This window comes from Paenarthrobacter nitroguajacolicus, from assembly GCF_031455195.1.
In the GTDB taxonomy this organism is placed as follows: Bacteria; Actinomycetota; Actinomycetes; order Actinomycetales; family Micrococcaceae; genus Arthrobacter; species Arthrobacter nitroguajacolicus_D.
Genome location: NZ_JAVDSH010000011.1, coordinates 134,234 through 147,098 on the forward strand (window position 1 = coordinate 134,234; position 12,865 = coordinate 147,098).

11 protein-coding genes are annotated in these 12,865 nt (G+C 63.5%); 3 read left to right on the top strand and 8 right to left on the bottom strand.

What is annotated here, in order from left to right:
- Nucleotides 1-128 precede the first annotated feature (128 nt).
- Together J2Y68_RS19720 and J2Y68_RS19725 are read left to right on the top strand one after the other, a co-directional pair.
- On the top strand, nucleotides 129-1,223 hold the full coding sequence (locus tag J2Y68_RS19720; RefSeq protein WP_309996035.1) for a LacI family DNA-binding transcriptional regulator: 1,095 nt from the start codon (nucleotides 129-131) through the stop codon (nucleotides 1,221-1,223).
- 96 nt (nucleotides 1,224-1,319) lie between these two features.
- On the top strand, nucleotides 1,320-3,044 hold the full coding sequence (locus tag J2Y68_RS19725; RefSeq protein ID WP_309996037.1) for a PHP domain-containing protein: 1,725 nt from the start codon (nucleotides 1,320-1,322) through the stop codon (nucleotides 3,042-3,044).
- 4 nt (nucleotides 3,045-3,048) lie between these two features.
- On the opposite strand, the gene J2Y68_RS19730 is transcribed toward J2Y68_RS19725, so the two are convergent.
- The 5 genes from J2Y68_RS19730 to J2Y68_RS19750 all read right to left on the bottom strand — a co-directional run bounded on the left by J2Y68_RS19730 (nucleotide 3,049) and on the right by J2Y68_RS19750 (nucleotide 8,637).
- Nucleotides 3,049-4,185 (bottom strand): App1 family protein, encoded by a 1,137-nt coding sequence (locus J2Y68_RS19730; protein WP_309996039.1) that lies wholly within the window; start codon nucleotides 4,183-4,185, stop codon nucleotides 3,049-3,051.
- A gap of 58 nt (nucleotides 4,186-4,243) precedes the next feature.
- On the bottom strand, nucleotides 4,244-4,696 hold the full coding sequence (locus tag J2Y68_RS19735) for a class F sortase (protein WP_309996040.1): 453 nt from the start codon (nucleotides 4,694-4,696) through the stop codon (nucleotides 4,244-4,246).
- Between the two features lie 298 nt (nucleotides 4,697-4,994).
- The gene (locus J2Y68_RS19740) at nucleotides 4,995-6,248 is read right to left on the bottom strand and encodes an ice-binding family protein (protein WP_309996041.1); all 1,254 of its coding nucleotides are present in this window, start codon (nucleotides 6,246-6,248) and stop codon (nucleotides 4,995-4,997) included.
- 423 nt (nucleotides 6,249-6,671) lie between these two features.
- Nucleotides 6,672-7,973, bottom strand: coding sequence for a cation:proton antiporter (locus J2Y68_RS19745; RefSeq protein ID WP_309996042.1), 1,302 nt, complete (start codon nucleotides 7,971-7,973; stop codon nucleotides 6,672-6,674).
- A gap of 67 nt (nucleotides 7,974-8,040) precedes the next feature.
- The gene (locus J2Y68_RS19750) at nucleotides 8,041-8,637 is read right to left on the bottom strand and encodes a TetR/AcrR family transcriptional regulator (protein ID WP_309996045.1); all 597 of its coding nucleotides are present in this window, start codon (nucleotides 8,635-8,637) and stop codon (nucleotides 8,041-8,043) included.
- A gap of 95 nt (nucleotides 8,638-8,732) precedes the next feature.
- On the opposite strand from J2Y68_RS19750, the gene J2Y68_RS19755 reads away from it, so the two are divergent.
- Nucleotides 8,733-9,566, top strand: coding sequence for an alpha/beta fold hydrolase (locus J2Y68_RS19755; RefSeq protein WP_309996048.1), 834 nt, complete (start codon nucleotides 8,733-8,735; stop codon nucleotides 9,564-9,566).
- A gap of 62 nt (nucleotides 9,567-9,628) precedes the next feature.
- Here J2Y68_RS19755 and J2Y68_RS19760 read toward each other — a convergent pair whose 3' ends face one another.
- Genes J2Y68_RS19760 through J2Y68_RS19770 form a run of 3 tightly spaced genes read right to left on the bottom strand, consistent with a single transcriptional unit; the run spans nucleotide 9,629 to nucleotide 12,802 of the window.
- Nucleotides 9,629-10,600: a fumarylacetoacetate hydrolase family protein gene (locus tag J2Y68_RS19760; protein WP_309996051.1), complete on the bottom strand. Its 972-nt coding sequence runs from the start codon at nucleotides 10,598-10,600 to the stop codon at nucleotides 9,629-9,631.
- Between the two features lie 10 nt (nucleotides 10,601-10,610).
- Nucleotides 10,611-11,681: an amidohydrolase family protein gene (locus J2Y68_RS19765; protein WP_309996054.1), complete on the bottom strand. Its 1,071-nt coding sequence runs from the start codon at nucleotides 11,679-11,681 to the stop codon at nucleotides 10,611-10,613.
- A complete protein-coding gene (locus tag J2Y68_RS19770) occupies nucleotides 11,678-12,802 on the bottom strand; it encodes an FAD-dependent monooxygenase (RefSeq protein ID WP_309996056.1) in 1,125 nt (374 codons plus the stop codon). The genes J2Y68_RS19765 and J2Y68_RS19770 overlap by 4 nt, the downstream gene beginning before the upstream one ends.
- Nucleotides 12,803-12,865: the final 63 nt, after the last annotated feature.

Here is a 12,865-nt window from a genome sequence, read left to right on the forward strand (position 1 = left end):
TATTGCTCGATGCGGAGTCTTGCTGAGTCCGGTCTCAGTGCCTAGGATTGAGACCGGACTCACATCGATTGATTAGAAATGTAGCGGAACTCACAAAGCCGCGTCAACACCCCTTCAGAAAGGTGAACATGAGCACTGACGGATCCCGACGGCGGGACGTAACGGTTGCCGACGTCGCCAAAGCCGCGCAAGTGTCCAAGGCACAGGCCGCCCGGGCGTTAGGCAACTACGGCGCCGTCAGCGATGACGTCCGCGAACGCGTCCTCGCAGCGGCCGAAGAGCTTGAGTACCGGCCCAACGAGCTTGCCCGGAGCATGAACACCGGCAAATCGAACACCCTGGGCGTGGTGGTGGGGGATATCGAAAATCCGCACTTCGGGCTCGCCATGAGGGGCATTACCGACACCGCCAAGAAAGGGGGCTACAACGTCGTCCTCATCAACACGGACGAAGAACAGGCCGCGGAAGTGGACGCTGTCCGGGTGCTCCTGGACAAGCGGGTTGACGGCCTCATCGTTGCCCCGGCGTCGTCCATTGAAACGGCACACCTGCGGCAGGTCCGCGAGTCGGGACGCCCCCTGGTCCTCCTGGACCGTGCCGCCGAAGGGGTGGACGCGGAGACCTTCGCTGTGGACATGGGCGGCATCTCCTACGAGTCCACCAAGCACCTCATCGAGGCCGGGCACCGAAGGATCGCTTTCGTCTCCACAGTTCGCACCAACGCTCCCTATTTTGCGGGGATGAAGCTGGACTCATCCCAAATTTCGGACCGCCTGGACGGAATCCACCGGGCGTTCAACGAGGCAGGCCTTCCGCAGCCGACGGACCTTATCCGTCTCAACGCCGGGGACGCCGACTCCATCATGCGGATTACCCGCGAGCTGCTGCGCGGGAAGGATCGCGCTACTGCCATCATTGCCTCGGACGGCCTTATCGCGTTGAGCGTAGTGGAAGCGATCCAGAGCTCCGGCCTGTCTATCCCCGAAGATGTCTCTTTCCTCATGTACGACGATTTCGCCTGGACGCGCCTGACCACTCCCCCGCTTACGGTCATTGCCCAGCCCGTGTACGAGATGGGCCAGGCCGCTGCCTCGGCGCTCATCCGCCAGATCGAAGGCAGGAAGGCCGGCGCACCCAGTCCGGAGTTGGTGGCCAGGCTGATCAGGCGAGGCTCCGTAGGGGCTCCCCGTACCGCGGACGTGCTTAGCCAGGCAGGCGGCTGAAAGTTCCCAGCCATTACCGGCCGGTTAACCTCTGCGCCATCCTCCTTCCCTACTGTGATCCCGCTGGGGGGATCGGAATCGACAGAGGGAACGGCCATGTGCACCGCAGAAGAACAGACCATTGCCCACAGCCGAAGCGTAAAACGTGCCGATGCTGAGCTGAAAACCATGGGGTTGAGCCGCCGGCGCATCCTTAAATCGGTCGGAATCCTGGCCGCGGGCACCGCCGCGTCGGCCGCCTTGGCGCGTCCGGCTCTGGCGAACCCCGGCGGGAACGACCCCCAGTTGAAGTGGCTTGTGGGCGACCACCACATCCACACCCAATACAGCCACGACGCGAAGTACCTGATCAAACAGCAACTGGACGCAGCCCAGTCCTACGGCGTCGATTGGCTGGCGTTGACGGAGCACAGCAACTTTGGCCATGCCAACAACGGCGGTGCAGTCAATGCGAACAAGGAAATCCAGGCACAGCGCGCTGCCCGTCCCGATCTTTTGATCTTCCAGGGACTGGAGTGGTACATCCCGGGAGCAGAACACGCCTCGGTCCTGGTGGCCCCGGGTCCCAATGAAGTGAACCTCCTGCGCACCTTCGAGCTCGTGTGGGACGGCAAGCTCAACCAGTGGGAGAAGCCAACCCCAGGAACGGCCCAAGTGGAAACGTTCGAGCGGAAAGCCGTAGAAGCCATCGCCTGGTTGGCCAACCAGAAGCGCTCAGGCTACATCGACGACGTCGTAGCTTTGGCAAACCACCCCATGCGCCTGGGCATCGACTCCCCGCACGAGCTCCGGGCATGGCGTGACGCCGCCCGCGACGTGATGATCGGCATGGAAGGGGCTCCCGGCGCACAAGGCTCCGGAGTCAGCCAGTTCTCCAGGCCCGGCGACCAGCGCGGCGAGTACACCAACAACCCCACGCAGTACAGCTTCCCCGGCTACCCGGCGGACGCGTTCCGACCCTATGGAGGCTTTGACTGGGCCACGGCAACGGTGGGGGGCGTATGGGATTCCATGCTCGCCGAAGGGCTGCCGTTCTGGATCACGTCCAACTCGGACAACCACCTCACGGTCAAGGACACGTGGAAGACCGGAGCCTACCCGGCCGAGGAGCCCTACCTCAGCCTCCCCAACGAATTCGACCGCTGGTCCGTCACCGGCAAGCGCCCCGACCCCTTCGACTCAGGGGAAAAGCAGGGTGGAAGTGACTACTGGCCCGGACAATTCAGTCGCCTCCACACCGGGGTCACCAAGCACTCCTACACCGGCGTCCTGGAAGCAATGCGCAACGGCCGCATGTGGGTGGACCATGGCCATCTGCTCCAGGGGCTCGATGTTCGGGTCCGCGAAGTGCGCGGTAACAGCGCAGGCAACAGCAAGGGCCGCAACGGCGTCACCCTCGGTTCCCGTCTGCAGGTGCGGCGAGGTGCCGACGTCGAAATTTCCATCACCATTACGACGACGGGCTACCGCAACTTTGCGGGGATCCTGCCCAAGCTCGCACACGTGGACGTGATCGGCGGCGCCATCACCGGCGCAGCAGGTGACCGCGACACCCTGAGGGCTCCCGGAACCAGCGTGTGGAAACAGATCGACGTGTCGGGTCGGACTGGAACGTTTACCATCAAACACGTCATCGAGGACGTCCAAAAGTCCTGCTATTTCCGCCTCCGGGGCAGCGACGGCAACCGACACGGCGCAGGCTACTACGGTGCTCCCGTGGATCCCGCGGGACCTATCCGCCATGGCGACAACCTCGGCGACGCCGATCCGTGGGCGGACACCTGGTTCTACGCGAACCCAGTGTTCATCGACGTCGCATGACCGCCTAGGCTGTCTCCTTGGCCACGTCGCCTTCCTCGGGATCGTCCGCGGACCTGACTTCGCCCCGGATAATGCCCAATTCCTCGAGTCGCGCGGACATGCCGGCACCGTCCGGGGCGTAGATCCAGGGGACGCCGGGGGTGGGTTGGCCACCGGTCTTGGACCTGCCACCGGCGAGGACGGCTTCTCCCGGGGAAAGTTGGCGGATGGCGATTGCCTTGACGTTTTCGGGGTGGCGCTGGGCGAACTCGGAGTAGATGGCTTCGTCGTGTTGTCCATCGTCGCCAACCAACAACCATTTGATGGTGGGGAATTCGTCCGCGAGGCGTTCCAGGGAGTTCTTCTTGTGTTCCTGTCCGCTGCGGAACCAGCGGTCAGGGGTGGGACCCCAGTCGGTCAGGAGCTTGGGGCCGGCGGGGTAGAGGTTGCGGGAGAGGAACCGGGACAGCGTGGGGGCAACATTCCAGGCACCGGTGGACAAGTACAGCACCGGCGCGGAAGGGGCTGTTCGAGCGATCCGCTCGTAGAGCACAGCCATCCCCGGGGTGGGAGTCCTTGCATGCTCGTTGAGGACGAAAGTGTTCCAGGCCGCCAGGAAGGGGCGCGGCAGTGCGGTCACCATGACGGTGTCGTCGATGTCGGAGACCACGCCAAAGTCGGCATCGTCCGCCACCACCTCGACGGGGGCTTCCACCGTGCGGGATTCCCCTGACTTCAGGGTGATCGTGTGCCAGCCGGCACCCAGAGCTACCGGAATACGTGCGTCCACAACGCCGCCACGGTCGGCAACAACATGGTGCACCTCGCCGGCGACAGTGACTTGCACGGCCGCGTTTGCAACAGGTGCACTCGTGAAGTTGCGCCATCCGCGCATGCTTTCCTGCAAAGGGTTGGCATGGCCGGCCGCATCGCGTGGGTCGCTGCGGACCACGCGCGCGAGGACCCTGATCCAGGAGGTGCTGCCGTAGCCGGTGTAGGGGATGACGGTTTCCACCCGACCACGTCGGATGGCCAGTTTGGTCTGGAACCTTAGCCACGCATCGTCGAGCCGCATTGCGATATGGCGCGCCTGCTCCTTTGACTGCTTCAGGCTTTTAGCGGCGTCGGACTCCGGGCGCGATCTCACGGGACGGAAAGGCATGCGTCCAGTCTTCCACGGCCTCATGCTTAACCGCAGTCCGGCATGCACGTGCCCCTGACTATTGCGATGGCAAAGGATTCGCCTGAACGACGATGTTTTTCCCCCAAAGATCAGCCGTGTAGCAAGTGATGACCATCAGGCGCCCTGGCTGCTTGTCCCAGATCGCGCTGTCCTTCAGGGTGTCCTTGTACTCGGTGGTGACCGCAGCAATCCTGTAACCCAGCTGCCCTTCCGCGGTGGTGACGGTGAGCAGATCGCCCGGCCTTGCGCGCTCGCTGATGTTATTGAAGGGAGAAGGCTGACCTTCCAGGCTGTGGCCAACAATGTAGGTGGTGTTCGTGGAGCCCCCGCCCGGCATCCCATAGGGGCTGAGCCAATAGGCATCTGAAGTGTGCGGCGGGACGATCGCGCCGAGTTGGAGTTCCTCCGCAGTCGGAGTCAAAGGCACCACGGCCTGGTCCAGTCCCACAGCTTCATAGGTGATGTGCAGTGGCGGAGAACCGTCCTTCACCCCGCTGCTCTGCGTCGGCCCTTTGGACGGTCCGGACGATAGTGGTGGTGTCACTGCTGGGGGCTTCGCGTTTAAAGGGCCTGCAGCCGTCGAAGCCGGGACATCTGCCGTGACAGTTCCGGGTTCGCGATGGGCCGAGGTTGACTGGGCTGACCACCACCAAGGGAGCAGCAGCGCCAGGAGGGCCACGGTGAGGAAGGTGGCCAGCGCCACCTTCCCCACCCGCTTCCGGGCGATCAACGCCGGAACATACCTGCGGCGATGCCTCCCGCGTTGGCCGTGTTGTCGCCGCAAGCCCCTATTTCTCCTGGCTTCGTCCGCGCCCGTTCATCAGCAGCCGGACCGCCAGGAAGAGGATGCCCGCCCCGCCGAGGCCTACGAAGGTTGTTCCAAGTACTGTGGTCCGGCTGAGGGAGCTGGCCCGGGAAACAGTGGCGGTGTCCACGTTCGTGCCCTGGTTCCTTCCGCCGGTTCCAGCCAAGGGAACCGCCTGATCCGTGGTCTGGGTGGTGGCCGTATCGGAAGGCCCTGTCACAGGTGCCGTCCTGGTGGCGGTCGCTGTTCGCGTCGGTCGGCTGATTTGAGTCGCTTTCGCAGTCTGGGTGGCCGTTTCCGTCGCGGCCGCAGTCGCAGTCGCCGTCTGGGTTGCCGTTTCCGTCGCAGTCGCTGTCGCTGTCGCCGTCTGGGTTGCCGTTTCCGTCGCAGTCGCAGTCGCTGTCGCTGTTTCGGTCGCCGTCTCCGTCGGGGTCGCCGTCGCTGTTTCGGTCGCCGTCTCAGTCGCAGTCGCAGTCGCTGTCGGCGTCTCGGTCGCAGTCGCTGTCGCAGTCGCTGTTTCGGTCGCCGTCTCCGTCGGGGTCGCTGTCGCTGTCGCCGTCTCGGTCGCCGGGGGTGCTGACGTCGTGGGAGTCGTGGCGCAGGCCGGGGTAGTGATCACGTTGGTGTCGAGGGCCACCTGCCCATTCCGGGCCAGGAGCCGCCCCTCAACCCGCGCACCGGTTTGCGCTGTGATGGACGTCAGGGCGAGAACAGAGCCCTTGAACGTTGAGGCGGTGCCCAGTGTTGCTGAGCTGCCCACCTGCCAAAACACGTTGCAGGCTTGGGCGCCGTTGATGAGGACAACGCTGCTGGCTGACGCTGTGATCAGAGTCGAGGCCACCTGAAAAACGAACACGGAGGCCGGATTGCCCTGGCCATCCAAGGTCAACTGTCCGCTGAGCGCCAAAGAAGACGTTGACTTGTACACGCCCTCCGTCAAGGTTTGGCCTACCAGATCTCCGGACACGCTGGCCGTGAGCGGGCGGCCCGCAGCATTGTTGTAAGCGGTCGTCAGATCTGACTGTGCCTGTAATGCGACGGCGTCCGCTGCGTGTGTAGTCCCGGCGGCGATGCCTGGTGGAAATCCGGTGATGGCAGTGCCGGGGCTAAGGCCCAGGTTTCCTTGGAGTGTGCTCGGACCCGTGTTGGTCACAGTGGTGGCGGCCAACACTGAATACGGCGATGCGGTGCCCAGCTGGACAGTCGTGGCCGCGAAAGCAGGAACCTGTTGCAACATGATGGCTCCTGCAAGGAGAAGAACTCCTGATGCAGCTCCAATCGCGGTTCCTGTTCGGCGCCGACCCGATCCAGCGGTTCGAACACGTGGGTCTTTTTGCGCAGAGCTATGGCGCATGGCAGTTCCTTCCCCAGCAGGGCAAACGCCCCAAAGCAACTGCCCGACAGATTGTGGGGGAGCTATGTAGCGGACTGTACGCGCACAAATATGGTGTGCCTAGAGGGCCTTGAGGCCGGAAGAAGTCCGGCGTGAAGGGCGGTGGCACCCCGGTGGGCGGTCATAGGAAGTGCTGGAAGAGCATCGTGCCTGTTCAGACCATCAGCATGCTGATAAATAGACTGTCGAGGAAGAATCACAAGTAGTCGAATAATTTATCCAAAATTTTTACAATAGAGCCAATTCGGCCCTCCTGCTGCCCTCGGCCTACACGGCCGTGGTCGGTGCGCGACCCTCGTCACCATGCTGTTTGCGTGCTTCGGCAACGCGCAAGCGGTCCAGTCGATTCATCAAGGGCGCAGTGGTGGCCCCATGCACGACGATCGACAAAGCCACAACCAAGCCGACCATCGCCCACAACTCGCGCGCCTCGCCGTCGAAGTTTCCATGACTCAGCGCGAAGGCTACGTAGAACAGTGACCCAATCCCGCGAATTCCGAAATAGGAAATGGCCAGACGTTCGCGCGGGCCGGTCTTTCCGCGCATGAGCCCGATCCAGCCGGCCACGGGGCGGACAAGCAAGAGGAACGCCAAGGCTACCAGCAGCTCCGTCCAGCCGATCCCCTCCAGCAGGCCGCGGGCTATGGCACCTCCAAGGAGGACCAGGATCACTACTGTCATAAGGCGTTCCAACTGCTCCACATAGCTGTGCAGCACCTGGTGGTACGCATGGTTGCGTTCGGCGGATCGAATGGTCAGGGCGCAAACGAATACTGCGACGAACCCATAACCCGACACCATCTCCGTTGCACCGTATGCCAGGAAGGTCGCCGCCAGGGCCACAAAACCTTCAGAATGCTCGGACAGCCGAAAACTCTTGCGCTTGGCAGCGAAAAAGACCAAGCTCAGCAACTTGCCCGTACCGAACCCAATCAGCACGCCTGCAACAGTTCGCCACAGAACATCCACCGCAACCCACTCCCCCAACCAGCCGGCCGGGGAGGCCCCCACCAGGCTGATGAGGATGGCCAGATAAACGAAGGGGAAGGCGAGGCCGTCGTTCAATCCCGCCTCGGATGTCAGGGCGAAACGAACCTCGTCTTCGTCCGGGTCCTCTTCGCTGTCCGCAGGCCTGCCTACCTGCACTTCCGAAGCCAGCACGGGGTCCGTGGGCGCGATCGCGGCCGCCACGAGGATGGCTGCGGCGAGCCCCAAGCCCAGGACCCACAACCCCAGGAGCGTCATCACCAGGATGCACAAGGGCATGACAATACCGAGCAAGCGCCACGTGGTGGACCATCCACGCCAACGGAACGGACGGTCCAACGCCAAACCGGCACCCATGAGGGAGGTGATGACGCAGATCTCGGTCAGGTGGGTGGTGAACTCGCCGTACTGAACGGGGTCCGGGTCCGGCAGTTCGGGAAGCAAAGTGAACGCGAGAATCCCGCTGCCCAAAAAGACCATAGGCATGGACAGCGGCGTCCGTTGCAACAACTTCGGCAAGACAGCAGCGGCCAACACCGCAACGCCTCCCGAGAGGAACAAGATGCTGGGGACTTCAAACACGGATGGTCCTCTTCCTGACGCGCCGTTCGGCGCATCCCAGAAGCCTAGTCCCGGCAGCGCTGTTCTGCTATCCGGCCGATCCTGCTAAGCCGGATCCAGCCCGGGCAGCAAGCAAGGCTGCCTCAATCAGGACTTCGGCGGCTTGCCTCGCCTGCCCGGCAGCGTCGGGGGTGCCGGCGATGGCCGCCGTCGTTTGCGCTCCCTCAGCGAGGATGGAAAGCTGCGGGGCCAAGTACGGTGGAGCGCCGGCGTCAGCCGCCAGGGCTGCGACATACTCCTGGAATGACTCTTTGTGCTTCCGCGCATACTCGGCCACGTCAGGGCTGACGGCTCCCAGCTCGGCGAAGCTGTTGATGAAGCCGCACCCGCGGAAGGAGTCCTGGCAGAACCACCCAGCCAGGTAGTCGAAGATGGCGAGGAGCTTGGCCCGCGGATCCGCGGCCTGGCGCACCGTGGCATCCAGTCCTTCAGTCCAGGACTGATGGCGGCGTTCCAGCACGGCCATCACGATGCTGCCTTTTGACGGGAACTCCTGGTACAACTTTTTGAGGGATACCCCGGCAGCCGTGCGCAGCTCATCCATGCCAACGGACTGGATGCCCTTGGCGTTGTAGAGCCCGTCAGCTGTGGCGATGATGCGGCTTCGGACTTCCGAGATATCCATGTACCCATACTACTTGTATTGAGAACGATCGTTCTATAGTATTTGGACCAGAGAGAGAACGATCGTTCTCTACTTCGAGAAAAGGGAACAGAATCATGGGCTTCATCAAAGTCGGAACTGAAAACACCACGGACATCGAGCTCTACTACGAGGACCACGGCTCGGGCCAGCCTGTTGTCCTGATCCACGGCTACCCCCTCGACGGCGCCTCCTGGGAGAAGCAGACCGCCGCGCTCCTGAACGCCGGCTACCGCGTCATTACCTACGACCGCCGCGGCTTCGGCAAGTCCAGCAAGGTCACCACCGGCTATGACTACGACACGTTCGCGGCAGACCTCAACACAGTCCTCGAAACCCTGGACCTGCAGGATGCCGTGCTGGTCGGATTCTCCATGGGCACCGGCGAAGTTGGCCGCTACATCGGCACTTACGGCGAAGCCCGCGTCGCCAAAGCCGTGTTCCTGGCGTCGCTGGAGCCCTTCCTTCTCCAGACCGACGACAACCCCTCCGGCGTACCGTCTTCCGTGTTCGACGGCATCCGCAACGCCGCCATCGAGGACCGCTACTCATGGTTCACCAACTTCTACAACGACTTCTACAACACGGACAACTTCCTTGGAAACAGGCTCAGCGAAGAAGCGCTGCGGAACTCCTGGAACGTGGCCGCCAGCTCGTCCTGGTACGCGTCGTTCGCCGTGGTTGACACCTGGCTGACCGATTTCCGCGCCGACATCGAAAAGGTCACCGTCCCGTCCCTGATCGTCCACGGCACCGGCGACCGCATCCTGCCCATCGACTCCACCGGGCGCGAGTTCACCAAGCGACTCCCCTCCGCCGAGTACGTCGAAATCGAAGACGCACCGCACGGGTTCCTCTGGACGCACGGCGCAGAAATCAACGAGATCCTGCTGGGGTTCCTGGCTAAGTAAGTACAAGCATTAACGCCCGACGGCGGCAGGTTACCTGCCGCCGTCGTGCGTTGACCGGAAAGTCAGCGGTTGCGTGGACGCGGCCGGGCAGCCACCCGGGTCTGCGCTTGCCGCTGGGCGCCCACGGTGTTGCGGATGGATCCGATGCCCTCAACCGTCATGGTCACTGTGTCCCCGGTCCGCAGCGCCGGCGGTGTTTTTTCCCCGTTCCGGCCCCACAGTTCCGCCAGGCAGCCGCTGCCGCAGGTCCCGGAGCCCAGCACATCCCCCGGCCGGACCACGGAGTCCTGCGACGCGTAGGCAACCAATTCCGCGAAAGGCCAGCCCATATTGGAGAGCAGATCCTTGCCGATGGCCTCCCCGTTGACCTCTACCGACATGGAGATGGGCAAGAATCCTTCAGCGTCGTGAAGATCCTCGAACTCATCGGAGGTGACAATCCACGGCCCCAGGGTATTGGCGAAATCCTTGCCCTTGCACGGACCCAGGCTGACCTTCATTTCGCGGCGTTGCAGGTCCCGGGCAGACCAGTCATTGAGGATGGTGTAGCCAAAGATGTGCCGGTGGGCTTCCTCGGCAGTGAGGTTGCGTCCGTCGCTGCCGGGAACACTCCCGACGACGGCCGCTACTTCAGTCTCGAAGTCCAACTCCTCGCAGCCTGCCGGAATTCCGATCACCTCGCCGGTGCCGCTGACGGTGTGCGGATTGGTGAAGTAGAACGTGGGTGCCTGGTACCACTCGGCCACCACGCCGGCCACCCCGTCGATGCTTTTCCGCACGCCTTCCACGTGCTCTTCGAAGGCAACGAAGTCGCGGATGGTGGAGGGCTTCAGCGGAGCCAGGAGTTTCACGTCCTCCAAGGCCACCGGCGTCGCGGAACGGAAGGTTTCCCCGGCCTGGGCCAGGGTTGCTGCCAGCCCCGCTTCCAGCAGCGTGGAAACAGTCTGTCCGGCCGGGAGCGCGTAGCAGTTCCCGCTGTCGACGAATCCTGCATACGTTTCGCCGTCGTGATTCCAGCGCGCGATCTTGACCATGGTGGTTGTCCTAAACGGTGGCGTGGTCGGCTGCGGCGGTGATGCCCAGTTTGCCTGCGTTACCTGAAAGAACCTGCTGCTCGGCGCTGCTGTCCAGTGCAGCAGTCCGGATCTCACCTACGGGATCGTCCGAACCCATATCGAACGGGTAATCCGAGCCCAGCAGCACTTGCCCGGCACCCGAGATGTGGACAAGCGACTTGAGCTCTTCCGGGGTGTGGACCAGGGAGTCGAAGAAGATTTTCCGCAGGTAGCTCGACGGCGGTTCGGCGCAGGTCCGCGCCTCCGGCCGCACTTTCCAGGCCCGATCCGAACGCCCTATGGTGGTGGGAAGGTATCCCCCGCCGTGGGCTGCCAGGATTTTCAGGTCCGGGTGCCGGTCCAGCACTCCGCTGAAAATCAGGTGGGAAAGCGCCACCGCGTTCTCCGCAGGCTGCGACACGGTGTTGGCCAGGTAGAAGCGATCCAGGCGTTCGTCCAGGGAACATCCGAACGGGTGGAGGAACACCACTGCTTGCAGTTCTGCTGCCCTGGCCCAGAAGGACTCCAAGCGCGGATCAGAGAGTTCCACCGTAGTGCGTTCCGAATCTGATGGTGTGCCCGCGAAAGACCCGATCTCCACGCCCAGCAGTCCACACTCCACCACGGCATGCTCAAGGGCTTCCACCATGAGGTGCGGGTGCTGCAGGGGCACCAGTCCAAGGCCGTTGAGCCGCTGCGGCACCTGGTCCACGTAGTCCCGCACGGCAATATTCGCCTGCCGGGCCAACTCCAGCGACAAGTCTTCATTGGCGAAGTAGTAGAAGTGCGACGGCGACGGCGAAACGAGCTGAACATCCACCCCTTGGGCGTCCATGTCCGCCAAGCGTCGGGACACGTCCGTCAGCTTGGGCCACCGCTCCTTGATCATGCGGCCCGAGGCAGCCATGGACTCCGGGCCGTTCCTCTTAACCTCCAGCGCCTGCAGCGCCGCAAAGCCGTCCGGATCGCTGGCTGAAACCAACTCCTGGAGGGCGGGAAGCAGGACGTGTGCGTGCACGTCTACTACGGGCTGGCCGGAAATCGAAGTCTGGGGGTTCATGCGCGTTCCTTCAACATGGTGGAGAGCGAGTTCATCAGGCCGGGCACGTCAGCGTCACGGACGCCGTCCAGCATCCATTGGCCCAGCTGGACCGAGGAGGTGACAACTGCCGCTGCCCTGTCCTGACGGCGGTCCGCGAATTCCTTCCACAGGGTTTCAGTCACGTGGTCGGCAGCGATCAGGAGTTCAGCCAGAACGGCTGCGTCTTCCAAGGCCATGGCTGCACCCTGGGCCACCGTGGGCGGGCAACTGTGCGCAGCATCGCCGATGATAACGCTCCGCCCCCGGTTCCACGGCCCTTCAACAAGGTGCGAAGTGAACCAGGTGTAGTTGATCCGGGCACTGTGATCCAGGTTTTCGCGGATCTCCCGCCACGGCCCGCCATAGGCTGCGGCGAGCGCGGACATGATCTGCGGACCGTCCTCCGGGTTGCGCTCCTGCGCCTTCTCCACCAGGTAGGCATAAATGCTGTCCTCGCCCGTGGGGCAGTAGCCGGCTATGTAGCAAGGTCCGCCGTACGTCAGGTCCGTGCGGACAACCTCGGCGGGCCGGGGAACAAAAGCACGCCAGATGCCCATGCCAGTCGGGGCGGGTTCCCCCTCAATTCCCAGGGCCTTGCGGACCGAGGAGTGCAGCCCGTCAGCACCGATGAGCAGGTCATGGCGTGAGCTGTCGCCGTCGGCCGTACGGACGGTGACGCTGCCGCCGTCGTCAATGACCTCGGTGACCGCCCTGCCGTAGGAGATCCTGGCGCCGGCCTGAAGGGCGCGTTCGCGGAGGATCGCCGTGAGGTCCGGGCGGTACATGCCCAGAGTCGCCGGAAGGTCATCGCCGCCTGTCCGGATGTCTTCCAGAACCGCGATGACCGTCCCGGCGGGGTCCGGAGCGCGGAGGCCTAGGTTGCTGAAGGAATACCCCTTGGCTTCCACCTGGTCCCAGACGCCCAGCTGGCGAAGGATCCGCAGGGCGTTCCCTTGCAGAGTGATGCCCGATCCCAGAACCTGCGGCTCGTTGGCTTTCTCCATGATTTCGACGTCGACCCCGGCGTCGGCGAGGAGGATGGCAGCAGCCAGACCCGCGGCTCCGGCTCCGGCTATTCCCACTGTCTGTACTGCTGCCATCGTTGACTCCTTTGTTGGGACGGCGATTACTGCTTTGTTGCCCGGTTCTGGAACCCGGGCGGA

Bases quoted from the DNA above. Each gene is read 5' to 3' on its own strand.
- J2Y68_RS19720 (WP_309996035.1), top strand. From the start codon at position 129: ATGAGCACTGACGGATCCCGACGGCGGGACGTAACGGTTGCCGACGTC.
- J2Y68_RS19725 (WP_309996037.1), top strand. From the start codon at position 1,320: ATGTGCACCGCAGAAGAACAGACCATTGCCCACAGCCGAAGCGTAAAA.
- J2Y68_RS19730 (WP_309996039.1), bottom strand. From the start codon at position 4,185: ATGCCTTTCCGTCCCGTGAGATCGCGCCCGGAGTCCGACGCCGCTAAA.
- J2Y68_RS19740 (WP_309996041.1), bottom strand. From the start codon at position 6,248: ATGTTGCAACAGGTTCCTGCTTTCGCGGCCACGACTGTCCAGCTGGGC.
- J2Y68_RS19750 (WP_309996045.1), bottom strand. From the start codon at position 8,637: ATGGATATCTCGGAAGTCCGAAGCCGCATCATCGCCACAGCTGACGGG.
- J2Y68_RS19755 (WP_309996048.1), top strand. From the start codon at position 8,733: ATGGGCTTCATCAAAGTCGGAACTGAAAACACCACGGACATCGAGCTC.
- J2Y68_RS19760 (WP_309996051.1), bottom strand. From the start codon at position 10,600: ATGGTCAAGATCGCGCGCTGGAATCACGACGGCGAAACGTATGCAGGA.
- J2Y68_RS19765 (WP_309996054.1), bottom strand. From the start codon at position 11,681: ATGAACCCCCAGACTTCGATTTCCGGCCAGCCCGTAGTAGACGTGCAC.
- J2Y68_RS19770 (WP_309996056.1), bottom strand. From the start codon at position 12,802: ATGGCAGCAGTACAGACAGTGGGAATAGCCGGAGCCGGAGCCGCGGGT.